Here is a 25684-nt window from a genome sequence, read left to right as displayed (position 1 = left end):
GAGGGCCGCCGAACCGCTAGCTGGTGGGCGGCAGCACCGGGACCGGGGTCGTGGTGGTGGGTAGCGGCACCGTCGAAGGCACCTGCGGCGGCTGCTGCTGGGTCGACGGTTGAGTGGCCGGAGTGTCCGACGGCAGCGTCGGAACCATCATGATCGTGGGATCCGGGTTCGTGGACGGCAACGTCTCCGGCGGAAGCGGAAGCGCCGGCAGCGTAGGCAGCTGCGGCAGCGGAATGGGCGGCAGTCCCGGAATCTGCAGATCGGTGGGCGGCAGGGTGCCCAGGCCCGGCAGCGGTCCGACTCCCGGTAGCGTCGTGGAACCGGGTGTCCCCGGCACGGTGGCCGGCAACTCGGTGGCCTGTGTCGGCGCGCCGGTGGTGGTGGTTCCCGGCGTCGTCGTCGCCGGCGGCGTGGTGGGAGCGATCTTCTCGACCTCCGCGGCGAGCTTCGCACGCCACACGTCGAGTTCGTTGCGCATGTCGGAGTCGCGTACCCCGTCGGCACGACCGGCGGCGCCGGCGAGCATGTTCTTCGCCGCCTCCGCGTCGCCCGCTGCGATCAGCCGCTCGGCCTCCTGCAGCTGTGAGGTGGTGTCGATCTGCGCAACGGTCGAATCGGCCTGCTGGCTGAACACGACCGACTTGACACTCCACAGCGGATCGCCGGGTGCGGCGTTGTACGAGAAGATGGTGGCACCACCCATGACGACCGCGATCGCGGCGGCAGCGCCGGCGATGGGTCGCAACAAGCGGAGCTTGCCGCGGGCAGCGCTGCGTGCGGAACGGGTGTCCGAGGCGTCGATGGCCGCGATCACGTCGTCGAGCAGCGGCCCGGTCGGCATCGGCGTCGCGACGATGTCGGCGCGCCAATTGGTCAGCAGAAGCGCGAGCTCGTATTGCTCCGGCGAATCCGTCGCGACGGGACCGCCACCGGCGATCGCGTCGATCAGCGCGTCGTCGCGGCGCACTGCCGCGACGTCCACCGGTGCGTCGTCTCCTGGGAGATCGGCATCGGGATTGCCGTTGCGCTTGATGCCCCTAGCCAAACCTCTCACCTGCCTTTGTCACTTCTTTTTTCAGTTTCGCGATGGCTCGGTGTTGAGCCACGCGGACAGCTCCCGCGGTACTACCCACGGCCGCAGCCGTCTCCTCTGCTGACATACCGACCACGAGGCGGAGGATCAAGATCTCCCGGTGCTTCTCCGGCAGCGTGCTCAGCAGTTCGTTCATCTGCCTGCTCGCTTCCGAGTCCAGCGCCCTCTGTTCGGGTCCGTCATCGTTGGCTACGACATCCGGTACTTCGGCGACGGGCTCCGACTTGTTACGTGCGGAGTTCCGATGCGCGTCGGCGACCTTGTGCGCGGCGATCCCGTAGACGAATGCCATGAACGGCCGGCCTTGATCCTCGTAACGAGGCAAGGCCGTCATCACGGCGAGGCACACTTCTTGTGCCACGTCGTCTGCGGAGAGTTGTCCTCTCTCCGCAGCACCGACCCTGGCTCTGCAGTAACGCACAACCAGGGGCCGAATGTTTTCCAGGACCAGAGCTAAAGCGGCCCGGTCACCCTGCGTTGCAGCGGCGACGGCGGAGTCCAACTCCTCGCTCGTATTAGTCATCGTTGCTGAATATCCTGGCGTTACAGTGGCACCTCCCCCGATGGGTGTGCTCCCGCTCTCAGCGGAACACTCCAAGAGTAACGGTGCGGACCGAACGGTATTCGCCCGGATTCGCGCCGATTCGCGTGCAACCCGACCGTATGGCGCCCGACCAGCGGGGTCAGATTCGGAAGCGCCCACCTCGCGCCCTGATGACGGCTTCGCACTCCTCACGCACCGCTTCCGCATGTGAGTCACATGTCACACCACCCAGCAACATCGCAGCCGCCCACTTCAGAGGTATCAGGCCGTACCGATCGCACCGGTCGAGCACGTCCGCGGCAAGCCGTGCCGCCGGACCGGAATCGGGCTCCCCCGTCATCGACGCACTCCGCAGTAGATCCGATTTGACGTGGTGCCGCGCAGACCCGGCGGCCTCCGAAATTTCCGCCGCGGTCTCGGCGTGGCGGCGCGCCGAAGCGAAGTCTCCGCACGCGAGAAACAATTCCGCGCTGACCCAGTGCCTGCGGACGCGCTGTCGCCACAATTCGTCGGGAGCACGCTCGCCCAGGTACTCGGAGCACCTGTCGAGCAGCCGCCGGCTCAGTGCCAGCCGACCGCACCCCAGCGCGTCGGCGGCGAGCCCCGTCAGCGCGTCGCACCGCGCTTCGTGAACCAGGACGCCGTCTTCGTCGTCGGGACGCGTCCCGACGACGGCGAGAGCCCGGCCGTCGAACCCGGACGCCACGGCGTGCCGGCCGAGCTGCCTCAGCAACGACGCCTGCGTGCTCCAGGCGAGCGAGACGACCGCGGGTTCGGCCGCCCCTCCGCGCGTCAGTGCATCCAGTTCTGTGCGGGATCGGGCGTAGTGCCCCTGGGCGCCCCACGCCACCGCTCGCATCCAGCGGTCGACGGGAATGTCGGACGCCGGCAGCGGGGACGCGCCCGGGTCGGCGCCGAAAGCCGCGCGGATCAACGAATTCGTGGCGTCGGAACGGAGACTGGAGTCGGGCACGCCGAGATCATCGCATCGTCCGGCCGCTCTGCGGTCAGGTGACCGCGGTGACGGCGTCCACTGCCTCGTCCAGCGCGCCCAGCACCGCTATCGACCGGGGCAGTGACTGTGTCCGGCATCCGGGGCCGCCCGCGAGCATCGTCAGTCCTGTGCGCCGGCGGCGGATCGCCCGCAGGAGAGACGGAAGGTCGCATCCGGCGGCGGGCAACCACAGGACGATCACGTCCGGCTCGGCGTTGGTCACGGCGGCGAGGAGGGCCGACCGGCACAGTGGCAGCGCCATCCGCGTGTCCACCGAGGCCGTGGCCAGGGCGGCACCCAGGGCCCGGAATTCGAGGCCGTACGGGTCGGCGGGAACCGCCTCGTGCGGGTCCGCCGGCACGTGCACGAGCAGGACACGGCCACCGCCGCCGATCGGCGCATCCAGCGTCATCGTGGACAGAATCCCTGCGACGCATTCGGCGAAGACCCGGACACTCGCAGCGGCGGCGTCCGAATTCCTCCCCTCGTCCGCCCACTCGAGCACCGGAACGACCAGAGTCGACCACATGGCGCTGAAGCCCCGCTCTGCGACGGCCCGCACGACGATCCGCCGGATTGTCACGACGTCTCGCGCCAGCAACGCACCCGACAAATTCCGGACGGAAGCCTCGGCGCCGCCGAGGCCGGAAAAGGATGACAAAAGGTTCGACGGGTCTGTTTTCGACCCGTTCACCGAGTTGTCACCCAGATTTTTCACATCCGGTCGGCGGCCGCTTTCTGACGAATATGTAGCCATTGCGTTAATCGCATATCTCGCGGCCTCCGCGGAGTTTGCACCCCCGTCCAGAGCGTGTTGCATGCATTCGAGCCGGGCGACGTCGCGCGGCGTGTACCGCCGGTGACTTCCCTGCGCGTGAACGGAGGGTCCGATACCGTATCTGCGGTCCCAGGTGCGGAGCGTCGACGGAGCTACCCCGAGCTTCCTGGCCAGGGCAGATACCGAGATCGTGGGTCCCTCGTCCGGGGATCCGGAAGGGGGCTGGGTTTCAGGCTCCGCGGGCTGGGGCACCCGGACATCGTGACCCGTGACCGGGGGTCTTTCAACCCGAAACGGAATCACGGAACCGCGGGAAAGTAAATATTTTCCAGGTTAACTTTCAGTTCGTGGGATATGTAAATCGCCACTGTGAACAACTATTGACGCGATTTCACAACCGACTCTACGGTTAGCGACGTGAATGATTAGTGGCTTGAACGTACCTACGAGCCCACGGTCCGCTCGTCGCCCGAGGCGAGCTTGCAGCTAAGGAGTCCACATGCCTGCACCCAACCACCTGCCCGGCCCGAACGCCGATATCTGGGATTGGCAGATGCACGGACTGTGCCGCGGGGTCGACTCCTCGATGTTCTTCCATCCCGACGGAGAGCGTGGCCGGGCGCGCGCACAGCGGGAGACCCGGGCCAAGGAAATGTGCAGACGCTGCCCGGTCCTCGCCCAGTGCCGCAACCACGCCCTGAGCGTGTCCGAGCCATACGGAATCTGGGGCGGAATGTCCGAGACCGAACGCGAGATGCACGCCCGGCACAGACGCGGCCGGATAGCCGTCTGACCACTCGACCACACTCACCGGGGAACCCTCGTCGCCGTACGGGGGTTCCTCGCGTCACATCGATCCCTCGACACCCATCCACCGCGACGCGGTCTCCGAATGCCTACCGGCTGGAGGAGATGAGTGGATGTGCACGCTACCGTGGTTCTCGATGAAGCGAGACGAGTGCCGGTGACGACCCCCGAGGGCAACACTCCAGCAGAAGACGTGTGCTCGGCGGACGCCGTCGGGGCACACAGGGCCCGGACCACCGAATCCGCGGAACTCTACGACACCATGGCCCGCGTCGCGAACGGGGATGCCGACGCGTTCGCGGAACTCTACGACCGGACGAGCGCCCGCGTCCACGGCATGGTCCTGCGGGTCCTGCGCGACCCCGGGTATGCGGAGGAGACGACGCAGGAAGTCTTCCTCCAGGCGTGGCGCACCGCGTCGAATTTCGATCCGGCCCGCGGCTCCGTCCTGTCCTGGCTGATGACGCTCGCGCACCGCCGCGCGGTCGACCGCGTGCGGTCGGAGCAGGCAGGCACCGACCGCGAGGCGCTCTACGAGACCACCAACATCGCAGGGCCGTTCGACCACGTCACCGAGGAGGTGACCCGCCGGCTCGAGCATCAATCGGTCCTCGCCTGCCTCGACTCGCTCACGGACACGCAACGTGAGTCTGTCGCGATGGCGTACTACGACGGCCGCACCTACCGAGAGGTCGCCTCCCAGCTGGGGGTCGCCCTGTCCACGGTGAAGACGCGCATCCGCGACGGACTGACGCGTCTTCGCGGGTGCCTGGGAGGTCTGTGACATGAACGACGACCTTGTGGCCATGGCCTACCCGTACGCACTCGACGCGCTCGACGACGGCGAGCGCCGCGAACTCGACACCGATCTCGCCACCACCGACGAAGACACCCGTTCCACGTTCACCGGCGAGGTCCGGCGGATCCGCGAAGCGTTCGCGGTGGTGAGCGCGGTGGGAGCCGTCGAACCCCCGCCCCGGGTGCGGACGCGAGTCCTCGACGAGGTCAGTCGATCCGCGTCCGGGCCGTCGTCGCTCAACGAACGCCGCTCCCGCCGGCGCCGCTGGCAGGTCGCCGCCGCCGCCGCCGCAGCCGTAGGGGTGCTCGCCGGCGGAACGGTGATCGTCCGGCAGCTCACGGAAGGTCCGTCGCCGACGGTGGCGGAGCAGGTTCTCGACGCCTCCGACGTGCACTCGTCGACGAGTGCGATCGCCGCCGGCGGGTCCGCGACCGCCACCTACTCGAAGTCGCAGGACGCCGTGGTGTTCGTGCTGGACGGTGTCGCCCCGCCCAGCGCCGACACCGTGTACCAGCTGTGGCTGATGCCGGCATCCGGGGACGCGCCCGTGCCCGCCGGGACCATCTCTTCCGGAGAGGTGCAGCCGACCACGACGATCGTCCTCGACGACGTGGGGTCGATGTCGAAGCTGGCCGTCACCGTCGAACCGCCCGGCGGATCACCCCAGCCGACGTCGGAACCGTTCGCGGTGCTGCAACTGAGCTGATCCGGCGCTGCCGACAGAAGAAACCCCCGCGCGGTGATCCGCACGGGGGTTTCTTCGCTCGAACGATCGGAGCCCGATCGGTCGCGACGCAGAGCCTAGTGGCTGTGCCCGTGACCGGTCTGCTGCTCGTCCTGTTCCACAGGCTTCTCGACCACGGCGCTCTCCGTGGTGAGGATCATCCGCGCGACCGAGGCCGCGTTGACGACTGCGGAGCGGGTGACCTTCACGGGGTCGACGACACCGTCGGCGAGCAGGTCGCCGTAGGTCAGGGTCGCGGCGTTGAAACCGTGGCCCTTGGGCTGCTCGGCAACCTTGCTGGTGACGACGGCACCGTCGAGACCGGCATTGCTGGCGATCCAGAACAGCGGCGCCTGCAGTGCTTCGCGCACAACCTTGACGCCCGTGGCCTCGTCACCGGTCAGACCGAGGTTGTCGGCCAGCTCGGTGCTCGCCTGGACGAGGGCGGAACCGCCACCGGGGACGATGCCCTCGGCCACGGCAGCCTTCGCGGCATTGACGGCGTCCTCGACGCGGAACTTGCGCTCCTTGAGGTCCGTCTCCGTGGCTGCGCCGACCTTGATGACGGCGACGCCACCGGCCAGCTTCGCCAGACGCTCTTCGAGCTTCTCGCGATCCCAGTCGGAGTCGGTGTTCTCGATTTCGCGGCGCAGCTGCGCGACGCGGCCCTTGATGTCGTCGTCGGTTCCGCCGCCGTCGACGATCGTGGTCTCGTCCTTGCTGACCACGACGCGGCGTGCGCTGCCGAGCAGGTCCAGCCCGGCGTCCTTCAGCGTGAGGCCGACGTCGGAGTTGATGACCGTGCCACCGGTGACGACGGCGAGGTCGTCGAGGAACGCCTTCCGGCGGTCACCGAAGAACGGCGCCTTGACGGCGACGGCCTTGATGGTCTTCCGGATGGAGTTGACCACGAGCGTCGAGAGAACCTCGCCCTCGACGTCCTCCGCGATGATGAGGAGGGGCTTGCCGCTCTCGGCAACCTTCTCCAGCAGCGGCAGGAAGTCGGGCAGGGACGTGATCTTCTCGCGGAACAGCAGCACGAGCGCGTCCTCGTACACAGCCTTCTGTGCATCGAGGTCCGTGACGAAGTACGGCGACAGGTAGCCCTTGTCGAACTGGACACCCTCGGTGATCACGAGCTCGGTCGCCAGGGTCGAGGATTCCTCGACCGTCACGACGCCGTCGGTGCCGACGCGGGTGAGCGCCTCGCCGACCATTTCGCCGATCTCCTCGTCACGCGAGGACACGGTCGCGACCTGGGCGATGGACGTCTTGCCCTCGACCGGCTTGGCGGCCGCGAGCAGTGCCTCGACGACCTTGTCGGCCGCGGCGTTGATGCCGATGCCGAGCGCCATCGGGTTCGCACCCGCGGCGATGTTCTTCAGACCGCCCCGCACGATGGCCTGAGCCAGCACGGTAGCGGTGGTGGTGCCGTCGCCTGCGACGTCGTTGGTCTTGGTGGCGACGCTCTTGACGAGCTGCGCGCCGAGGTTCTCGAACGGGTCCTCGAGCTCGATTTCCCGGGCGATGCTGACGCCGTCGTTGGTAACGGTCGGGCCGCCGAAGGCCTTCGCCAGCACTACGTGGCGGCCACGCGGACCCAAGGTCACCTTGACCGCGTCGGCAAGCTTGTCGACGCCGCGCTCGAGAGACCGGCGTGCGGTCTCGTTGAACTCAATCTGCTTGGACATGTGTTCTGTCTTCTCCTGGATCTCAGGGTTACGCGCGTGAACGCACTCCGCCCCGGGATCCTGTGGGGACTCCGGGGCGGATCACGTATGGCTTACTTGGAGACGACAGCCAGCACGTCGCGTGCCGACAGGATCAGGTACTCCTGGCCGGCGTACTTGATCTCGGTTCCGCCGTACTTGGAGTAGATGACCGTGTCACCCTCCTTGACGTCGACCGGGATGCGGTTGCCCTGCTCGTTGACGCGGCCTTCGCCGACTGCGACGACAGTGCCCTCCTGGGGCTTCTCCTTGGCCGTGTCGGGAATGACCAGGCCGGAGGCAGTCGTCGTCTCAGCCTCGTTGGCCTGGACGAGGATCTTGTCCTCGAGCGGCTTGATGTTGACGCTCGCCACGATGAGCCCTCCACTTTGGGGTATGCGGATCCGGAGACTTCTCCGGACTCCTGTTTGAGTGTTCCGTTTACGGCACTTCACACAGCCCCGTCGTCGCGGGTGCCGGAGCTCGATCGGCGCCACTTGGCACTCTATACGTGAGAGTGCCAACGCTCAAGGAGAAGGGGGTGGTTGACCACGCCGAGCCGAATATCGGCCTGTCTCACGGGTCGTCACCTAAGGTTCCTCTGGTGTCTGACATCAATCGGCGTAAATTCCTGACATTTGCCGGACTCGGGGCGATCGGGGCAGTGGGGTTCGGGGCCCGACCGTGGGGGATGCAGTACGCGGGCGCGGCCCCTCTTCCCACGTCCGGGGCAGGCACCACTCTCGAAGCGGTGGCCGTCCCCCTCGGCAGCTCCGGCTACCGCAGGCTGGGTGCGGGACCGGGGTGGCCGACGATCGTCCGCACCGAACTCGCCGAGGCCCGCAGCGGGCGCGAGGACCGGCGCACCGCCCTCGCGTCCCTCGTCCAGCTCACGGACGTCCACCTGGTCGACGCCCAGTCCCCGATGCGTTTCGAATACGTGCACCCCTTCACCGGTTCCGCGTTCCGCCCGCACGAAACACTCACCGCACAGGGTCTCGTCGCCCTCGTCGCACGCGTCAACGCGCTCGCGTCCGGCCCGCACACCCAGCGCCCGTTCGACGCGGTCGTGAGCACCGGCGACAACACCGACAACAAGGAATTCGCCGAACTCGGCTGGTTCCTCACCGCACTCAACGGCGGCACCATCGTCCCCAACACAGGCGCACCCGAGCGCTACGAAGGAGTGCAGAACTCGGGTGCGGATCTGTACTGGAACCCAGAGTCCTCCATCCAGGACATGTACAAGAAGGCCGGGTTCCCCGAGATACCCGGTCTGCTCGGCGCGGCGATCGCTCCCGTCACGAGCCCCGGCCTGCGCACCCCCTGGTACTGCGTCTTCGGCAATCACGACGACTCGGTGGAAGGCACCGTCCCGAGCGGCATCCCCCCACTCGAAGCCATGTACACCGGTTCGCTGAAGTTCGAGGTCCCCGGGTCGCCGGAGCAGGCGAAGGCGGTCGACATCGCCACCAAGTTCGACCCCGGCGCCATCCCCGCCGCCCTGTCCGCATTCACGACACCGCCGCGGGTCGTCACACCCGACCCTGCACGGGCGCCGTTCACGCCCCGCCAGTTCATCGCCGCCCACCTGGACCCGGCCAACACCGGGCCCGGACCGGTCGGTCACGGCTTCACACCGGACGCCGGTGAGACCGGGATCGGCTACTACTCCTTCGAGATCGCACCCGGCGTGGTCGGGATCAGCATGGATTCCACCAACCGGGCGGGGTTCGTCGACGGCTCGCTCGGCGCGGCGCAGTTCCGGTGGATCGAAGACACCCTGGCGGCGGGCAGCAGCCGGTACTTCGACACAGCGGGCAACCCGGTGACGCAGGCACGCAGCGACACCTGGTTCGTCCTGTTCAGTCACCACACCAGCGGCAGCATGGACAACGTCCTCCCCGACCCCTCCACCCCGGCGGAACCCCGGATCCGGGGCGCGCGACTGGTGGATCTGCTGCACCGATTCCCGAACGTCCTCGCCTGGGTCAACGGACACACCCACGAGAACCGGATCACCCCGTGGCCCGGATCGACTCCGGAGCAGTCGTTCTGGGAGATCAACACGGCCTCGCACATCGACTTCCCCCAGCACGGGCGGATCATCGAGGTGGTCGACAACGTCGACGGAACCGTGTCGCTGCTCACGACGCTGTTCGAGGCCGACAGTCCCTACGCCGTCGAGCACACCGATCTCTCACCGCTCGGGTTGGCGTCGCTGTACCGGGAGTTGTCGTTCAACGACATTCACGCCGACCCCGACCTGCTCGGCGGCACACCCGACCGGAACGTCGAACTGGTGCTGGCGTCGGGTCGTTAGACCCGGCGCCTGCGGGCCCAGCCGACCGCCGCGACAATCACCCGGATGCCGAGGCCGAGAAGGATCAGATTTCCGATGATCTGGACACTCACGACGGCTCGCGACGGATCGGTCGTCGCGGCGATGTCGCCGAACCCGACGGTCGAGAAGACGGTGAGCGAGAAGTACAGCGCACCCATCCGTGTGAGGGGTTCGGTGAAGTAACTCGGATCACTTTCGGACATCAGGCAATAGCCCGCCGCGAACCCGAGCAGGTAGAGCGGCAGAATCAGGGCCAGCGCCTCGATCGCCTGGAGCGCCGGTATGTCGGACTGGACGATCCGCCGGATCTGCCAGCCCGCGACCACCGCGACCACGAGCAGGCCGCCCGCCAGGAAGAACACGCCCGACACGTCCCCGAACGAGGTCCACGGCAGGGCGAAGTAGACCACTCCGGACAGGACGACGGTGATCAGCGGGCGCAGAAATGCACGCAGCAGAAGCCGTCGGCGCTCACGTCTCGTGAGGTTGCGGAAATCGCTGGCGCGTCGCATGAGATTCCTTTGGACAACTGTGCAGGTGGGACCGGATATCGAGCGCCATCCTCGTCTCCGAGAGCCGAAAGTCGGGAGCGAAATCCGTTTGTTTTCTGTAACGTTCAGATAACAGTCGCCGATTCAACGGGCAGGGATTCCCCGCTGAACAGGGCGTTCCGACAGAGATGGCAGGTCACGCGTCGAAAACGTGAGGGGGTGTGTGATGGGTATGTCCTTGGGGATGTCCACCGGTGCGTCCGGTGTGGGTTCCGCCCTCGTCACGACGGCCTCCAACGGTTCGCAGAACGTCGAGTTCCGTTACCTGTCGGCCGATCAGGCGCACACCGACCTCGGTGACCTGGTCCGCTCGTCGATATCGCTGATGACCACTCAGGTCCCCGCCGATCCCACCACTCCCGACGCGTTCGCCGTCGCGTACCGCACGGCGGAACAGGCGCATTCGATCCGCAGCGCCGTCAGCAGGCAGCGGCACCGCGTGCATCTCGTGCCCGAGACCGCCGCCACCCTCACCTACCTGCGGCACACCGGCGAGGTCGCCCAGCATGCCACGGTCGCGATCGTCGACTTCGGCGAGTCCGGACTGTCCGTCGCCGTCGTCGATCAGGTGGACGGCACCGTCCTGCACGCCGACCGCACGAGCCACGTGAGCGGCACCGGAATCGACGATCTCGTCTTCCACCACGTCGTCGGCAGCCTCTCCACCCCGCATCCCCTGCGGCACCTGGACCGCGACCTGCTCTCGGCGCGGTGCCGCGTCGCCAAGGAGCAGTTGTCCTCGGAGCCGAACGCGCACGTCGACATCGACCTGCAGGGCATCCACCCGATCGAGATCAGCCGCACCAGGTTCGACGAGATCGCCGCACCGACCGTCCGGGTCGCGGTGGAGTTCATCCGTGTCACCGTCGCCGACTCGCCGCGTCAACCGGACGCCCTGGCCCTCGTCGGTGGTGGCGCGAACATTCCCGCGATCACCGCCGCCGTCGCCGACGCGTTCACCGCACGGGTCGTCGTGATGCCCGAACCCGACACGGCGACCGCGAAAGGTGCGGCGTTGCTCGCCGTCTCCTCCGCCATCCGCGACTACCCGGCCACCGAGTCGAACCGCCCCGGTTCGGCCGCCAAGGTGTCGGGGGCACTCGTCGGCGCACTCGTTGTCGGAGGGCTCGTTCTCGGCTACGGCGTAAAGGAACTCGCACCCGCGCCCGATCCCAACGTCTCCCCCGCGGGGACCGACATGTTCCAGACCACCGAGCAGGTCACGACCACGACGACGGACGAACCTCCCGCCACGCGGATTCCGTCCTACGATCCGACGCCGACGTCGGAGTACTACCCGAATCAGGTTGCCCCGCCCACGTCCGAACCGCAGACGAACCGGACCCCAGAGCAGGCGCCCAAGTCGACGAACGAGACCACGACGCCGCGCACCACCACCCCGGTGCCGACACCCACGGCTCCCCCGCGTCCGACGCTGCCCGGAGCGAACCCGTCACAGCCCTCGTGGCCGCACATCGAATGGCCAGCGATTCCGCCGCTGTGGCCGCAGGTTCCGGGAGAATCCACGCCGAACGAACCGAGCCCCGGTGCGCCCGCACCCGACGTTCCCGAGGTGGCGCCGCCGCCCACGGAGACGCCCGCCGCGCCCGCGGAACCGACTGCACCCGCGGCACCCGCGGCACCCGCGGCACCCGAAGGGATCTTCCCGATGATCCCGGCGCCGGGCACGGTCGCTCCGAGTCCCGATGCGGCGAAACCGAGTGGTGCTCAGCCCGGTGAGGCGCTCACTCCCCCGGCCACGCAGACCGTCACGATTCCGGTCAGCTGAACACCTGACTGGTCGCCACCGACAGTCCGGGGTCGCTGGCCACGGTCAGGAGGGAAGGCGCGGCGCCGCCGGCGATCAGATGCGCGCCGAGCGAGGCGATCATCACTCCGTTGTCGGTGCACAAGCGCGGTTTCGGAACCCGCAGGGTCAGTCCGGCGTCAACGCAGCGTTCCTCGGCGAGTGCGCGGATGCGCGAGTTGGCCGTGGCACCGCCACCGAGAACCAGTGTGTCCACGCCGACGTCGCGGGCTGCGCGGACCGCCTTCATCGTCAGCACGTCCGCCACGGCCTCCTGGAAGCTCGCGGCGATATCCGGCACCGAGCACGCCTCCCCTGCCCGCTCCTTCGACTCCACGTACCGTGCGACAGCCGTCTTCAGCCCGGAGAACGAGAAGTCGTGCCGGGCGTCGCGGGGCCCGGTCATCCCGCGTGGGAAGGGAATGGCGTTGCGGTCGCCGTCCTGCGCCGCGGCGTCGAGAGCGGGGCCGCCGGGGAATCCGAGGCCGAGGAGGCGGGCCACCTTGTCGAAGGCTTCGCCGGCCGCGTCGTCCACGGTGGTGCCGAGTTCGACGATGGGTTTCGCAAGGTCCTCGACGTGCAGGAGGTGGGTGTGCCCACCGGACACGAGCAACGCCACGCACGGCGGCATCGGTCCGTGTTCGAGGGTGTCGACCGAGACGTGACCGCCGAGGTGGTTCACCGCGTAGAACGGGACGTCCCACGCCGCCGCATAGGCTTTCGCGGCCGCGACACCGACGAGCAGGGCGCCGGCCAGACCGGGTCCGATGGTGACGGCGAGAGCGTCCGGCTTGGCGATCCCGGCCACGGCGAGGGCCCGCCGCATCGTCGGGACGATCGCCTCGAGGTGCGCGCGGGACGCGACCTCCGGCACCACCCCGCCGTAGCGTGCATGCTCTTCGACGCTGGATGCGACCTCGTCCGCGAGGAGTTCGCACGTTCCGTCACCGTTCCATCGGACGATGCCGACTCCGGTCTCGTCACAAGAGCTTTCGATCCCCATGACGATCATTGCACCGGCTCCTCACCCGATCCGGGGCGACGCATCGTGAAGGCGTCCGCACCGCTCGGTTGGTAGTACTTCTTACGGGTTCCCACGATCTCGAATCCTTCACGTCGGTAGAGGGCGATCGCCGCGTCGTTGTCGGTTCGCACTTCGAGAAACACCGGGCCACCCCGGGTGTCGGCCACCCGGAGGAGCTCGTCGAGGAGGGCCCCGCCGATCCCCCGGCGCTGACACGCCGGATCCGTTCCGATCGTGTGTATCTCGGATTCGGGATGTGAACCGTTGCCCAGCAGGGCGATTCCGGCGTACCCGACGACGTGACCGGTCTCGTCCCGCGCCACGGTGTAGTGCACGTGCGGGGCGGCGAGTTCCGCCCTGAATGCGCCTGCGCTCCAGGGTCCGTCACCGGCGAAGAGGAGTGTCTCGAGCTCCGCGCACCGTTCGGCGTCGGCGACCGCCATCGGTTCGATGCGGAAGGTCATTTCTTCCGGTCCGCCAGTTCGACCGCGTCCGGACGCCGCAGGTAGAGCGGTACGAGCGCCGCCGGGGCGGTATCACTGAACAAGGCCTCCGCGGCCACCGCGACCAGCCCTGCGGGCGACGGTGTTTCCACGGGCTCGACCGGCAGATCGAAGAAGTCGACGTGTGACGGCGACCCCGCCACCACCTCGGACGGCATCGGCTCGAGCTCGCGCGGCTTCACCACCGCGGGACCTTCCACCCGCACCCCTGCCGAGTATCGCGCCCAGTACACCTCACGCCGGCGCGCATCCGTGACGACGAGCAGATTCCGGTCACCGTCCACCTGTGCGGCGATGGCGTCGAGGCTGCACACGCCGTGGGCCGGAATACCGAGGGCGTCGGCGAACGCGGCGGCGGTGGCCATCCCCACGCGCAGTCCGGTGAACGGCCCGGGTCCGGCGCCGACCACCACCGCGTCGAGGTCCGCGGCGACGTGACCCGACTCGGTGAGGCACTCGAGGATGTGCGGGGTGAGCACTTCCGCGTGGGCGCGCGGGTTGACCGTCACGCGCACCGCGAGGGTGTCCACCGCCTCCACCGATGCGGAATCGGCCGAAACCCGGACGACTCCGGCGGTCACGGCAGGCGTGGACGTGTCGATGGCGAGAACAAGCACGGTAACTGAGGGTACTCGCACGTCAGAACCGCTCCCGACACCCGACCCCGTCAGGAAATCCACTCCCAGTGGGCGGTGCGGACGTCCGTCTCCGGTTCGCGGCGCAGGCGGACCCGCAGGTGACGATCGGCCAGCTGCTCGGCGATGCCCTCGCCCCATTCGACGACGACAACCGCTGCAGCCAGGTCGGTGTCGAGGTCGAGCGCGTCGAGCTCGTCGAGCGCGTGCGGGCCGCTTCCGCCCAGCCGGTACGCGTCCACGTGCACCATTCCGACCGGTGCGCCCCCGTCGGGTCGCGTGCCCGCCCGGTGCTCCCGCGCGATCACGAATGTGGGCGAAGTCACTCGCCCCTGCACGCCGAGCCCGGCTCCGATTCCCTTCGTCAGTGCGGTCTTCCCCGCACCGAGGGGTCCGTCGAGGACCACGAGATCACCGGCGACGAGCCCCCGGGCGAGGTCCCGGCCGAACTGCTCGGTGTCCTGCGCCGTCGGCAACACCATGGTCCCGCTCACGGGCAACACTCCCTCTTCAGCCGACATCGGACTGCTCACGCGACTCGTGCGTCGCCAGGCCACGATGCAGCACCCGGTCGACGGCGTCCGACACCACGGACGGGAACTCGAGCTGCACCAGATGGCCGGCCCCGCGCACCCGCACCAGTTCGGACTCCGGAAGGTCCGCTGCCAGTTTCCGGGAACTGCCGAACGGGATGATCATGTCGCTGTCCCCGCACACCACGACGGACGGGGTGTGCGCGATCGCCTCGAGTGACGCGGACTCGTCGTGCAATTCGAGTGTGCGCAGAAAGTTGACGATGGTCACCACCGACGTCCGGTCCAGCATGGAGTCGGAGAACTGGTGCAGCCGCGGACTCACGTCCGTGCCGTACGACGCCGCCCGCAGAATCGGGGTGATCAGGACGCGGGCCGCGCCGCGCGCGTGCTGGACCAGTTCGGGCGAGGTCCGGACGGCAAGCCGGAAGCCGTCGATGACCGGGTTCTGCAGGTTCCGCGTCAATCCGGTCTCGCTGAGACCCGCAGCGGCCGTGGCCACCAGGCACACGGCGACCACCCGTGACGCCACCAGTTCGGGCCGCTGCCCGGCGAAGGCCAGCACCGTCATCCCGCCCATCGAATGCCCCACGAGCACAACCGGTCCGGTGGGAGCCTTCGCCTCGATCACGGTCGCGAGATCGGCGCCCAGCTGAGCGATGGTGCAGCTCGCCGTGGACGGCACACCCGAATCGCCGTGCCCGCGTTGGTCGTAGAACACCATCCGCACGTCGTCGCCCCACCGCTCGGCGAGCTGGCGGCGCTGGAAATGCCACGACGTCATGTCCAGGCAGTAGCCGTGCACGAACACCGCCGTCACCGGCGCGTCCTCCGGGCCGACCTCGCGGACCGTGAGCGCGACGCCGTCCTCGGTGACCACGACGCTGCGCCGGTCCTGCGACATCAGGGTGAAGTCCTCGTCGCCGTAGATCTCGCGGCCGGGCCGGGTCGCGCTGCGCAGCGCGTTGACACCGGCAACCGAACCGAGCGCCAGCGCGCTCAGCACGCCGCCGACGAGCCCCAACCGCTTCGACAACCCCATGATCTAGGTGCCCGTTCCGCCGACGTAACTGCGCACCGTGCGTCCGCGGACCCCCGTCACCACCTCGTAGTGAATGGTGTCCAGCTCGTCGGCCCACGCCTGCGCGTTGGGCTCGCCGAGATCTCCGTTGCCGAAGAACACCGCGGTGTCCCCCTCCCGGACTCCGCCGCCGTCCGGTCCGAGATCCACGACCACCTGGTCCATGCACACACGCCCGATCCCCGGCCGTCGCTCCGAACCCAGCTGGACCTCGAATCGGCCGCTGAGCGAACGTGGGAGCCCGTCCGCGTACCCGAACGGCAGCAGCGCCACCGTCGTATCCCGTGGGGCCACCCACTGGTGCCCGTAGGACACGCCCTCACCTGCCGCCACGTTCTTCACCAGAGCCACCCTCGATCGCAGTGTCATCGCCGGGCGCAACCCGAACTGACCGAGTTCGGGAACGGGCGACAACCCATATATCGCGATTCCCGGGCGAACCATGTCAAACCGCAGGTCGGGACGGGTCAGGGTGGCCGCCGAATTGGACAGGTGCACCACTTCGGGGACCAGTCCCTGACGCTTGGCATCTGCGATCGCGCTGACCAGTCGATCGCGCTGGGAATCGATCCAGGCGTGGTGCGGCTCGTCGGCGTGGGCCAGATGCGAGAAGATGCCGCGCAGCCGCACCGAGCCCTCGGCCTGCGCGCGCGCCAGATCGACGAGGACCTGCGCCAGCTCGTCGGGTGCCACCCCGTTGCGGTTCAGTCCGGTGTCGACCTTGATCGTGACGATCGCCGTGGTGCCGACGCTCCGGGCGGCAGCGACCACCGCGGCGAGGTGGCGGGGCGAGGAGACGCCGAGTTCGACACCGGCCGCGATCGCGGGGGCGAAATCGGCGTCGACGGTGTGCAGCCAGGCGAGGACGGGTGCGTCGATGCCCGCGCGGCGCAGAGTCAGCGCCTCCGACACCGTCGTCACGCCCAGTTCCGACGCTCCGGCGGCCAGCGCCGCGCGTGCCACGGGTACCGCGCCGTGGTTGTAGCCGTCCGCCTTCACGACGGCCATCATCGCCGCGTCCCGGGCGCTGTCGCGCAGGATGCGGACGTTGTGCGCAATCGCATCCAGATCGACCACAGCTTCGGCCTGCGGTGCCGGCGCCGCCTGTGCGGGCGCTGCGGGTTCGCTGTGTCCGTGGTCGTCGGCCGGTACTGCTTCAGCAAGCGTCATATGTTCGATCCTGCCATTCACTATGAGGCCGGCATTTCCTCGGGTGACACCCCCGCACGGAGGACTCTGATCGACTCCCTGAGGTGTGCGAGCAGCGTCCCGGCGGAGATCGGCGCTGTTCCGCGCCCTGCCGAGAGGTCCGCGCCACCGCCTCGGGCCGCCAAGTTCGCGGCCAGCGAGTGTGCTCGCGCACCCACCGCGGCGGCCCGGGCCGGGGCGATGCCCGCGGCCATGAGTGAGCCGATGATCCCGGCGAGCACGTCGCCGGCCCCCGCGGTGGCGGACCACGACCCGCCCGCCTCGTTGACGAAGACCCGGCCCCCGGGTTCCGCGATCACCGTGGCCCGCCCCTTGAGCAACAGGTGAATACTCCAGTCCGCAGCGAGAGCGCGTGCCGACGCCACCCGGTCCGGACCCGGATCCTTCCCCGTCAGCCGGGCGAACTCCCCGCCGTGCGGGGTCAGCAGTGTCGCTGCGGTCCGCGAACGCACCAGGTCCGGGCCCTCGGCGAGCAGGGTCAGACCATCCGCGTCGACCAGCACGGGCACGTCGGAGTCGAGCACCGTCCGCAGTGTGCGACGGGCGGCGTCGTCGGTTCCCATACCCGGCCCGACCACCCACGACTGGACGCGTCCCGCCTTCGCGAGATCGGCGGTCGCGATCACCTCCGGCGAGTGCGCGAGCACCTCCTTCGTGCACGGCCCGGCGTAACGCACCAGCCCCGACGTGGCCGTGACCGCGGCGCCCGTGCACAGCACACCGGCGCCCGGGTAGCCGTCGCTGCCTGCGACCACCCCCACCACGCCCTGCGAGTACTTGTCGTCGTCCGCTCCCGGCACCGGCCACGCGGCACCCACGTCAGCGGCGTCGAGGGCGGCGATCCCGGCATCCCCGAGCGACAGTCCGATGTCCACGAGCTCGACTCGGCCGCAGTGCGCCGCGCCGAGCGCGTGGACCGGTTTGAGGGCACCGAATGCCACGGTGACGGCGGCGCGCACGGCGGGCCCGTCGACAGCCCCCGTGTCCGGGTCCACACCGCTCGGCAGGTCCGCCGACACGATCGGCGCCTCGATCCGGTCGACCAGCGCCGCAGCATCGGGTCGCAGTGGTCCCCTGCCGGAGATCCCTACGATCCCGTCGATCGCCAGATCGGGCAGGCCCAGCTCCTCGGAAGGCGCGGCCACCCGGCCACCGGCCGCGGTGAACGCCGCCAGCCCGGCCTCGTGCGCCTTCTCCGGTTTCAGCAGGACCGCGGTGGCCGCGACACCGCGCTTGCGCAGCATCGACGCCGCCCACAGCGCGTCCCCGCCGTTGTCCCCCGACCCCACCAGCACCGTGATCATGCGACCGGCGACGCCCCCGGTCCGCGCTCGCAGCTCCGCCGCCACCACCGCGGCGAGTCCGTGCGCTGCGCGTCGCATCAGTGCGCCGTCGGGAAGAGACGCCAGCAACGGCGCCTCTGCGGCTCGAACCTCGTCAGCGGTGTAGTAGCCCCGCATGGGAACTCCTCGTCGAGAAGGGTCGGTACCGGGCCAGACTACGCTCGACGTCATGCGTGGACGTGGAAGCTCGTGGATCGCCGGAGTGGCTCTCGCCGCAAGCATTTCGATGGCGGGCGTCGTGTCCGGGTGCAGTTCGCCGGACACCGCGGCACCCGAGGCCCCGACCGGACCCGTCGTGCAGGTCGCGAACATGGCGTACGCGCCCGCGACGCTCACCGTCAAGGCCGGAGACACCGTCACCTGGAATTTCGACGACCGGGGTGTCACCCACGACGTGGTGGGCGTCGGCACCGCGAAGAGTGTGCTGCGGAGCCGGTTGATGCAGACCGGCACGTTCACGCACACATTCACCGAACCGGGGACCTACGAATACACGTGTTCGCTGCACCCCGAGATGACGGGCACCGTCGTCGTCACGCCGTAGGTGCGCGGCCCTTCCACCCCCCTACGGTCGCTGCTATTCGACGGTGACGGACTTGGCGAGGTTCCGCGGCTTGTCGACGTCGTAGCCCCGGGTCTGCGCGACCTCCGCAGCGAACACCTGCAACGGCACCGTCGACAGCAGCGGCTGCAGCAGCGTCGGCGCCGCCGGGATCTCGATCAGGTGGTCGGCGAACGGACGCACGGCCTCGTCGCCCTCCTCCGCGATCACGACGGTCCGCGCACCGCGGGCCTGGATCTCCCGGATGTTGCTCAGCAGCTTCGAGTGCAGCACCGCGCGCCCCTTCGGCGACGGCATCACGATGATCACCGGCAGCCCGTCCTCGATCAACGCGATCGGCCCGTGCTTGAGCTCGCCGGCCGCGAAGCCCTCGGCGTGCATGTACGCCAGCTCCTTGAGCTTGAGCGCACCCTCGAGCGCCACCGGGTAGCCCACGTGGCGGCCCAGGAACAGCACCGTCGACGACGACGCCAGCTCCCGCGCCAGTGCCCGCACCGGCTCGACCGTCTCGAGGACCCGGCTCACCAGATCGGGCATGGCCTCGAGATCGGCGTACTCGCGTGCGACCTCGTCCGGGTACTTGGTGCCGCGGGCCTGGGCGAGGGCCAGGCCGACCAGGTAGTTCGCCGTGACCTGCGCGAGGAACGCCTTGGTCGACGCGACACCGATCTCCGGACCTGCCCGGGTGTAGAGGACGGCGTCGGCCTCGCGCGGAATCTGGGCGCCGTTCGTGTTGCACACCGCCAGCACCCGCGCCTTCTGGTCCTTGGCGTGGCGCACGGCCTCGAGGGTGTCTGCCGTCTCACCGGACTGCGAAATGGCCACGACCAGCGTCGACCGGTCCAGGACCGGGTCGCGGTAGCGGAACTCGCTGGCGAGCTCGACCTCGACGGGCAGCCGGGTCCAGTGCTCGATGGCGTACTTCGCGAGCAGCCCCGAGTGGTAGGCGCTGCCGCACGCGACGACGAACACCTTGTCGACGTCGCGCAGCTCCTGATCCGACAGTCGCTGCTCGTCGAGAACGATCTTCCCGTCCGCGAAATGCCCCAGGAGGGTATCCGCGACCGCGGCCGGCTGCTCTTCGATCTCCTTGAGCATGAAGTAGTCGTGGCCGCCCTTCTCGGCGGCAGCGAGATCCCAGTCGATGCGGAACGGGCGGCCCTGCGCCTCGGATCCGTCGAAGTTCAGAATCGAGTACCCGTCCGCCGTGATCACCACGACCTGGTCCTGCCCCAGCTCCACCGCGTCACGGGTGTGCTCGATGAACGCCGCGACATCGGACCCGAGGAACGTCTCTCCCTCGCCGACACCGATGACGAGGGGCGTCGAGCGACGCGCCGCGACGATGGTGTCGGGGTGATCCGAGTGCGTGAAGACGAGCGTGAACGCGCCCTCGAGCCTGCGCAGCACACTCAGCGCGCTCGCGACGAAGTCACCGGCCGTCTCGCCCGAGGCGTACGCCCGCGCGACGAGGTGCACCGCGACCTCGGTGTCGGTGTCGCTGGCGAAGTCGATTCCGTCGTGCTCGAGTTCGGCCCGCAGCGGAGCGAAGTTCTCGATGATGCCGTTGTGCACGACCGCAACCGTGTTGCCCGCATCACGGTGCGGGTGCGCATTACGGTCGGTCGGCCTGCCGTGCGTGGCCCACCGCGTGTGACCGATCCCGGTGTTCCCGGTGAAGTGCTCGGCCCCGACCTCGTCGAGTTCGGCCTCGAGATTCGCGAGACGACCCGCCTTCCGCTCGACCGCCATGCCGCCGCGTCCGTCGAGCACGGCGATACCGGCAGAGTCGTATCCGCGGTACTCCATTCGCCGCAAGGCCTCCACCACAACAGTCAGAGCCTGCCGGTGGCCGACGTATCCCACGATTCCGCACATGGTTAATCAGGGTACTTGGACCTGGCGACGCGGCGAAGTCGGAGTGTGGGCCGCATCGGCTCTCTCGCCGGACCGCGAATCGGATAACGTTCTCCCCGTGGCGCCGAAACCGAAGACCCTGGCCCGTGAACTGTCCAAGCGAGGACCGCACCGCGTGCTGCGGGGTGACCTCGCACTCGCCGGACAGCCGGGCGTCGTATACACGCCCGAATCAGGCTTCAACCTGCCCGCCGTCGCGTTCGCGCACAGCTGGATGGCAGGTGCCGACCACTACCGGAAGACGCTCGAGCATCTGGCTTCATGGGGAATCGTCGTGGCCGCCCCCAACAGTGAACGCGGTCCCGTGCCCTCCCACCTGGGCCTCGCCACCGACCTGCGGGCCACCCTCGATATCTGTGTGGGTGTCCGCCTCGGTCCCGGCCAGATCAGCGTGCAGCCCGACCGCGTCGCGTTCGCAGGACACGGGATGGGTGCGGGTGTGGCAGTGCTCGCCGCCGCGCAACGGGACGTGTCGGCGGTCGCCGCCCTGTTCCCGGCGCCGACCGCGCCGAAGGCCGAGAAGTATGCGTCCAAGATCACAGCGCCGGGTCTCGTCGTCGCCGGTGCCGACATCGACACCATGAACAGCAACGCCAAGGCGCTGGCCGAGGCATGGGGCGGGGAACACGTCCTGCGCGCCGTCAACGGCGCCAAGGAGTCCGGGCTCACCGAAGGACGCCGCCTCCTCGGTGCACTCGGCATCGGCGGTTCCGAGCGGAAGACCCAGCAGATCACGCGCGCGCTGCTCACCGGCTTCCTCCTCTATCACCTCACCGAGGACAAGAAATATGAGGTGTTCGCGAAGGCGGATGCCGAACTCCCCCACACCACGCTCGTCGATCCACACGAGGAGCACACCGACGCCGGCTTCGAGGGTGTGCTCCCGCACATCTGAGGTCGCCGGTCACACCAGCCAGCTGCGCTGACGATAGAACTCGTCGTCGTCGACTGTTGTCGGTCGCGGAGCCGCGGGCGGTGCCGCTGCAGCCCCGGGCCGGCCGCGGCCGGCCCGGTTTCCCGCGGCGTCCTCGTCTCTGGCTCTGCGCTCGTCGATCCGCTCCCGGAACATTTCGAGGTCGGCTCGCATCTGCACCCGTTGTGCACGCAACTGCGCGGCTCGGTGGCTCACAGCGGCCCGGCCTCGGCCAACTCGGCGCCGCTGTCGAATCCGGCCACGGGACCTGTCGCCAGTTCGGGTGCGGACCGCGGTTCGTCCAGCGGTGGGGGCTCGGCAGGTTTCTCGGGAACCGGCTCCTGATGCACTGACACCACCTGTGGTTGCGGGATGGCTGCGGCTTCTCCGGCCGGCGCAAGGGCCGGTGTGTTTTCGTGGTCCGGCACGGCGTCCGCGGCAGGTCGGCCGGGCGTCGCTGCTTCTTCGGGTGGTGCATCCGGCGCGTCTTCGGCATCACCGCTGACCGGCGATTCCGGGGTCGGCGAGGCGGGTGCGCAGTCGACATCGCCGGAGTCTCCTTCGCCCGCAGCGGTTTCGGTCGTAATCTGCGGCAGACCGTCCGGGCCGATCTCGACTCCGAACCTGGCCGTCCCGCCCTGTCCGTCGCTCATCTCGAGATGAATTTACTGACCGTCGGCATCGACGGCGAGCGTCCACGACTTTCCGTCGAGGTTCAGTTCGAGGCTTTCAACTGTTGCGGGTGTATCTAACACTAATTAATAGGTTCTGACATTGTCTGCCGGTGTGAATTGGTGAGGCGGCGGAATGCTGGGGATGTCGGTGGTTGGGGTGTGCAGGGCGGCGTGGGAGGGTCGGTGGCCTTCTCGGCGGACCGGTTCGGGTCACCGAATCTTTGACCGCGCGGACCTCGGCTCCTGTCTGGGCAGGCCCGGAGTGGAGTGTGCGGGAGCGACGCCGGAGAGGATGGAGGCAGTGTATTGCCGGGTGTGGGGCCCGACATGACAACGGGGCGTCGATGGCCGATCGGGAAAAGGTGTTGCGGGAGAGCCCTGCTGGTGAGGTGTATTGGGGGTATGCGTGGATCGCGGCTCGAATCGGCGGGGGCAGCGGGCGGGGTTGGGCCGGATGCTCGACGGCGCGGCCGAGGGCCAATGCACGGGGGTGCGGGGTGCTGTGGCGAGACCGGTTGGCCGGGTTTTCAGCTGACGGAGATCGTCGGGGAGTTTGAGTTCCTAACGGAGGTCAAGTCACCTGGCGGCTCGTAGGCGGGTCTTGGTGGGCTGGGCTGTTGGAGCGCATCGCGACTGCTGGGACTCCTGGCCCGCCGCATGCTTGTCGGCGCTCACACATCCGCTTGTGTCGGACGTTGTCGCGCCGCCGTGGGTTCAGCTTGTAGCGCGCCTTGACGATCGCGCGGCCCTCGGCCTCGGTGATCGGCGTGCCGTCGACGTCCCGCAAGGCGTGCGGCCGGCCGGTGCGTATGCAGGCGGCGATCCGGGTGACCAGATCGGTGGCCAGATGACAGATCGCGGACTCGTGGTGCCGGTCGCCGACCATCAACCGCTGGTACTTCGCCGCGAACTGGGGATCGACCCTGCGGGCCTGGTCGGCGGCGGTGCACAACATCTCACGCAACAGCGGGCGCCATGACCTCGGCGATCGCCGAAGTCGCATCTGCCCCGGCCTTGGTGATCGAGGACTCGACCTTGCTCACGCCGGACTGGCTGACCTTGGGAACCAGACCGGTGTACGCGCGGATCGCGGCCAGCGACGTGAACCGGTGCGGGTCGCCGATCCGTCCCGCGCTGATCACCGCCCCTACGCCGGGAGCGGAGGCAACGATGCCGTCCGGGTCGGCGTCGGCGTAGAGGTTCGCGACTCGCTCGTCGATCTGCTTGATCCGACGGGTCAGGAACAGTGCCTGTTCGGCTTCGTGGGCGAGGGTCTCGCGGGCCGCGGTGACGAGCCCGGCGGCGTGATCGTCGCGCCACGCACCGCGGGACCTGGTCAGCCGCGCTCGGCCCAGCCGGATCACGGCATGCGGATCGGCATCGCGGGCCAGGAACCTGAGCGCCGCGATGCCGTAGTTGGACCCGAGCACCGCCGACCACGCCGGCCCGAGCAACTCGACCAACGCATCGAGCCGGGCATAGACCGCGACCCGGCGCTTGACCATCGTGGAGCGCTGCTTGACCAGTCGTCGCAGCGAGTCGGCGGGCCCCTGCCCGGAGTACTCGCGCAGGCCTTCGGGGTGTAGCAAGGGCAGCCGGGCGAGCAATTCGGAGTCGATCCGGTCGTTCTTGGTGTGCTTGGAGTAGTACCTACGCAGGTCGGCCGACTGGGTGGTCGGGACCATCACCACGCGTGCACCGTGGCGACGGAACCACTCCGCCAGCACGATCCACGCGTTCCGGGTCGGCTCGACCACCACAGTCAGCTCGGCCGGATCGGGCAGGTCCACATCCGTTCCAGATCGGCCGGCCGTGTGCAGAACTTTCGGCCACGCCATACCGTGGCACATCACGGGCCAGCGTCGCCTGATGCTCCGCCCGGACGGCCACGTCGATCCCCAACGTCAATGCCATCGTCATTGCTCCTGTCGGTCCACATCCTGTTCACCAGGACACCGCTCCACCAGACACCGAGCCCGCAGGCAACCACTCAAAATGCCAGGGATCACCAGGTGTCCCGGTCGGACGTTCGGCCCGCCTGCGGACTCCCCACACAGGCTAAATGTCGGAGGTCGGCGTTACAGTCGAGGCCGTACGAGAGGGGGTGCCACATTGCTAGTCGGAGGGTTGATGGATGACGTCAGGGCGGTGTCGGCATCGTTGTCCGGCCCGTTCTCTGGGCGCTGTGGTCGACACAGAATCAACGACGGGGTCGCCACGACGCCGCGGCAGTTCGCGTTCACCACCCGCGCCCACGTGGCGGTCGATGACGCGACCGGTGAGCCGATCGGCCTCGACGATGTCGATATCCGGGTGGGGTGGCTCCTCGATCTGGTCGCCGCGGCCGGTGGCGAGTTGGTGTCACGACTGTGGCAGCCGGCGACGTTCGACGTGCTCGCCGCCGGTCGTGACCGCCAGGACCGCAGGCTGCCCGCACAAGGCCATGTCGCCGCGGCCCGCCTCGGCTGGAACCCCATCTATCCGGACGGGGTCTACGTGCCGTCGCGGGTCACGCGGGTGGTGACCGCGCAGGTGACGGCAACCCTGCGGACCCTGGCCTACCGGGATACCGCGATCGCGGCACTGTCGGCCCGATTCGACCCGGCCACCGGGGCTGTGGCACCGCCGACCGGGTCGGGCGACTCTGTGCCGTCGGGCTTTGCGCGGGGCGTGCAACGTCAACTCGTCGCATGCGCCCGCCGCGGTGGCGCGGCACCGGCCGGCCGGTTGCGGATCACCGACCTGCAGGAACCGCCGCAGACGAGCGCGATGGCCCAGCTGTCGGCCGCCGACCGGCAGCTCGCACGGATCACCGTGACAGGACGGGAGCTGGTGTTGACGGTGAAGCTGCCCACCAGCGAAACCCCGGCGGGGCGGGCGCAGTGGCGGCGGGTCCGGCTGACCGCCGCCATCCCCGCGCACCTGCACGACAGAACGGTCACCGACTGGCACCTGCCGACCCTGGTCCTCGACCGCCGGGGCCTGTTGTGGCGGTGCGCGGCGACCGAACTCGTCCCCGCAGCCGACCCGGAATCGGCGACCGTCGCGGTGGGGGTGGATTGGTCTCCGTCCACGCTCGGTGCCGCCGCCATCACCGCCGACAGCCCTGAGGGGCTGTTGTCGGATTACCGGGGCTGGAC

26 protein-coding genes and 2 pseudogenes are annotated in these 25684 nt (G+C 68.9%); 8 read left to right on the top strand and 20 right to left on the bottom strand.

Features of this window, described 5'->3' with window-relative positions:
* Positions 1-16: 16 nt before the first annotated feature.
* From ACFWAY_RS29665 to ACFWAY_RS29645, 5 genes and pseudogenes are all read right to left on the bottom strand, one after another.
* Positions 17-1054, bottom strand: a complete 1038-nt coding sequence (locus ACFWAY_RS29665; RefSeq protein WP_378513073.1) for an anti-sigma-D factor RsdA — start codon at positions 1052-1054, stop codon at positions 17-19.
* The gene (locus ACFWAY_RS29660; protein WP_072945778.1) at positions 1038-1616 is read right to left on the bottom strand and encodes a sigma-70 family RNA polymerase sigma factor; all 579 of its coding nucleotides are present in this window, start codon (positions 1614-1616) and stop codon (positions 1038-1040) included. Before ACFWAY_RS29660 ends, ACFWAY_RS29665 begins: the two co-directional genes overlap by 17 nt.
* A 160-nt stretch (positions 1617-1776) precedes the next feature.
* Positions 1777-2610, bottom strand: a complete 834-nt coding sequence (locus ACFWAY_RS29655; RefSeq protein WP_378513072.1) for a hypothetical protein — start codon at positions 2608-2610, stop codon at positions 1777-1779.
* Between the two features lie 34 nt (positions 2611-2644).
* Complete coding sequence (locus tag ACFWAY_RS29650; protein ID WP_378513102.1) at positions 2645-3292, bottom strand: transcriptional regulator; 648 nt, start codon at positions 3290-3292, stop codon at positions 2645-2647.
* Positions 3293-3412: 120 nt separating this feature from the next.
* Positions 3413-3661: pseudogene (locus tag ACFWAY_RS29645) on the bottom strand (MerR family transcriptional regulator); the annotation flags it as partial.
* 247 nt (positions 3662-3908) lie between these two features.
* Between ACFWAY_RS29645 and ACFWAY_RS29640 the strand changes: the two are divergent.
* The 3 genes from ACFWAY_RS29640 to ACFWAY_RS29630 all read left to right on the top strand — a co-directional run bounded on the left by ACFWAY_RS29640 (position 3909) and on the right by ACFWAY_RS29630 (position 5721).
* Complete coding sequence (locus tag ACFWAY_RS29640) at positions 3909-4202, top strand: WhiB family transcriptional regulator (RefSeq protein ID WP_005239766.1); 294 nt, start codon at positions 3909-3911, stop codon at positions 4200-4202.
* Positions 4203-4367: 165 nt separating this feature from the next.
* Positions 4368-5000, top strand: a complete 633-nt coding sequence (locus tag ACFWAY_RS29635; protein WP_378452077.1) for a sigma-70 family RNA polymerase sigma factor — start codon at positions 4368-4370, stop codon at positions 4998-5000.
* Position 5001: 1 nt separating this feature from the next.
* A complete protein-coding gene (locus ACFWAY_RS29630; protein WP_378513071.1) occupies positions 5002-5721 on the top strand; it encodes an anti-sigma factor domain-containing protein in 720 nt (239 codons plus the stop codon).
* Positions 5722-5816: 95 nt separating this feature from the next.
* On the opposite strand, the gene groL is transcribed toward ACFWAY_RS29630, so the two are convergent.
* Complete coding sequence (groL, locus tag ACFWAY_RS29625) at positions 5817-7430, bottom strand: chaperonin GroEL (protein ID WP_378451994.1); 1614 nt, start codon at positions 7428-7430, stop codon at positions 5817-5819.
* A gap of 92 nt (positions 7431-7522) precedes the next feature.
* Entirely contained in the window at positions 7523-7822 is a 300-nt protein-coding gene (groES, locus tag ACFWAY_RS29620) for a co-chaperone GroES (RefSeq protein ID WP_003940763.1), read from the bottom strand.
* A 230-nt stretch (positions 7823-8052) separates the two neighbouring features.
* Between groES and ACFWAY_RS29615 the strand changes: the two genes are divergently transcribed.
* Complete coding sequence (locus tag ACFWAY_RS29615; protein WP_378513070.1) at positions 8053-9771, top strand: TIGR03767 family metallophosphoesterase; 1719 nt, start codon at positions 8053-8055, stop codon at positions 9769-9771.
* Here ACFWAY_RS29615 and ACFWAY_RS29610 read toward each other — a convergent pair.
* Positions 9768-10304 (bottom strand): potassium channel family protein, encoded by a 537-nt coding sequence (locus ACFWAY_RS29610; RefSeq protein ID WP_378451992.1) that lies wholly within the window; start codon positions 10302-10304, stop codon positions 9768-9770. The two genes, ACFWAY_RS29615 and ACFWAY_RS29610, sit on opposite strands and share 4 nt — an antisense overlap.
* Positions 10305-10509: 205 nt before the next feature.
* Between ACFWAY_RS29610 and ACFWAY_RS29605 the strand changes: the two genes are divergently transcribed.
* Positions 10510-12132, top strand: coding sequence for an Hsp70 family protein (locus ACFWAY_RS29605; RefSeq protein WP_378513069.1), 1623 nt, complete (start codon positions 10510-10512; stop codon positions 12130-12132).
* On the opposite strand, the gene tsaD is transcribed toward ACFWAY_RS29605, so the two are convergent.
* Genes tsaD through ACFWAY_RS29570 form a run of 7 tightly spaced genes read right to left on the bottom strand, consistent with a single transcriptional unit; the run spans position 12125 to position 18595 of the window.
* Complete coding sequence (tsaD, locus tag ACFWAY_RS29600; RefSeq protein WP_378513068.1) at positions 12125-13162, bottom strand: tRNA (adenosine(37)-N6)-threonylcarbamoyltransferase complex transferase subunit TsaD; 1038 nt, start codon at positions 13160-13162, stop codon at positions 12125-12127. The genes ACFWAY_RS29605 and tsaD overlap by 8 nt on opposite strands.
* Positions 13159-13638: a ribosomal protein S18-alanine N-acetyltransferase gene (rimI, locus tag ACFWAY_RS29595; RefSeq protein ID WP_378513067.1), complete on the bottom strand. Its 480-nt coding sequence runs from the start codon at positions 13636-13638 to the stop codon at positions 13159-13161. The genes tsaD and rimI overlap by 4 nt, the downstream gene beginning before the upstream one ends.
* Positions 13635-14294 carry a tRNA (adenosine(37)-N6)-threonylcarbamoyltransferase complex dimerization subunit type 1 TsaB gene (tsaB, locus tag ACFWAY_RS29590; RefSeq protein WP_378451988.1) on the bottom strand — a complete coding sequence of 220 codons (660 nt, stop codon included), beginning with the start codon at positions 14292-14294 and terminating at the stop codon, positions 13635-13637. The genes rimI and tsaB overlap by 4 nt, the downstream gene beginning before the upstream one ends.
* 50 nt (positions 14295-14344) lie before the next feature.
* Positions 14345-14833, bottom strand: coding sequence for a tRNA (adenosine(37)-N6)-threonylcarbamoyltransferase complex ATPase subunit type 1 TsaE (gene tsaE / locus ACFWAY_RS29585; protein ID WP_378513066.1), 489 nt, complete (start codon positions 14831-14833; stop codon positions 14345-14347).
* The gene (locus tag ACFWAY_RS29580; protein ID WP_378451986.1) at positions 14823-15887 is read right to left on the bottom strand and encodes an alpha/beta fold hydrolase; all 1065 of its coding nucleotides are present in this window, start codon (positions 15885-15887) and stop codon (positions 14823-14825) included. The genes tsaE and ACFWAY_RS29580 overlap by 11 nt, the downstream gene beginning before the upstream one ends.
* Positions 15888-15890: 3 nt before the next feature.
* A complete protein-coding gene (gene alr, locus ACFWAY_RS29575; RefSeq protein WP_378513065.1) occupies positions 15891-17096 on the bottom strand; it encodes an alanine racemase in 1206 nt (401 codons plus the stop codon).
* Positions 17097-17116: 20 nt separating this feature from the next.
* On the bottom strand, positions 17117-18595 hold the full coding sequence (locus ACFWAY_RS29570) for an NAD(P)H-hydrate dehydratase (protein WP_378513064.1): 1479 nt from the start codon (positions 18593-18595) through the stop codon (positions 17117-17119).
* Between the two features lie 52 nt (positions 18596-18647).
* On the opposite strand from ACFWAY_RS29570, the gene ACFWAY_RS29565 reads away from it, so the two are divergent.
* Positions 18648-19022 (top strand): cupredoxin domain-containing protein, encoded by a 375-nt coding sequence (locus ACFWAY_RS29565; RefSeq protein ID WP_378451983.1) that lies wholly within the window; start codon positions 18648-18650, stop codon positions 19020-19022.
* A 33-nt stretch (positions 19023-19055) separates the two neighbouring features.
* On the opposite strand, the gene glmS is transcribed toward ACFWAY_RS29565, so the two are convergent.
* Positions 19056-20918 carry a glutamine--fructose-6-phosphate transaminase (isomerizing) gene (gene glmS / locus ACFWAY_RS29560; protein WP_378451982.1) on the bottom strand — a complete coding sequence of 621 codons (1863 nt, stop codon included), beginning with the start codon at positions 20916-20918 and terminating at the stop codon, positions 19056-19058.
* Between the two features lie 97 nt (positions 20919-21015).
* Here glmS and ACFWAY_RS29555 point away from each other — a divergent pair, with 97 nt between their 5' ends.
* Positions 21016-21852, top strand: coding sequence for a dienelactone hydrolase family protein (locus tag ACFWAY_RS29555; protein WP_037245016.1), 837 nt, complete (start codon positions 21016-21018; stop codon positions 21850-21852).
* 9 nt (positions 21853-21861) lie between these two features.
* Here ACFWAY_RS29555 and ACFWAY_RS29550 read toward each other — a convergent pair whose 3' ends face one another.
* The 4 genes from ACFWAY_RS29550 to ACFWAY_RS29535 all read right to left on the bottom strand — a co-directional run bounded on the left by ACFWAY_RS29550 (position 21862) and on the right by ACFWAY_RS29535 (position 24382).
* The gene (locus ACFWAY_RS29550; RefSeq protein ID WP_378513063.1) at positions 21862-22086 is read right to left on the bottom strand and encodes a hypothetical protein; all 225 of its coding nucleotides are present in this window, start codon (positions 22084-22086) and stop codon (positions 21862-21864) included.
* Entirely contained in the window at positions 22083-22523 is a 441-nt protein-coding gene (locus ACFWAY_RS29545; RefSeq protein WP_378513062.1) for a hypothetical protein, read from the bottom strand. The genes ACFWAY_RS29550 and ACFWAY_RS29545 overlap by 4 nt, the downstream gene beginning before the upstream one ends.
* A 592-nt stretch (positions 22524-23115) precedes the next feature.
* Entirely contained in the window at positions 23116-23508 is a 393-nt protein-coding gene (locus ACFWAY_RS29540) for a hypothetical protein (protein ID WP_378513061.1), read from the bottom strand.
* Positions 23501-24382 carry a transposase gene (locus ACFWAY_RS29535; protein ID WP_378513060.1) on the bottom strand — a complete coding sequence of 294 codons (882 nt, stop codon included), beginning with the start codon at positions 24380-24382 and terminating at the stop codon, positions 23501-23503. Before ACFWAY_RS29535 ends, ACFWAY_RS29540 begins: the two co-directional genes overlap by 8 nt.
* A 292-nt stretch (positions 24383-24674) precedes the next feature.
* On the opposite strand from ACFWAY_RS29535, the pseudogene ACFWAY_RS29530 reads away from it, so the two are divergent.
* Positions 24675-25684, top strand: a pseudogene (locus ACFWAY_RS29530) (transposase); the annotation flags it as partial.

The organism is Rhodococcus sp. NPDC059968 (genome assembly GCF_042738615.1).
Classification (GTDB): Bacteria; Actinomycetota; Actinomycetes; order Mycobacteriales; family Mycobacteriaceae; genus Rhodococcus_F.
The sequence above is the reverse complement of the archived record's forward strand: the minus strand, read 5'-3'. Positions and strand labels throughout refer to the sequence as shown.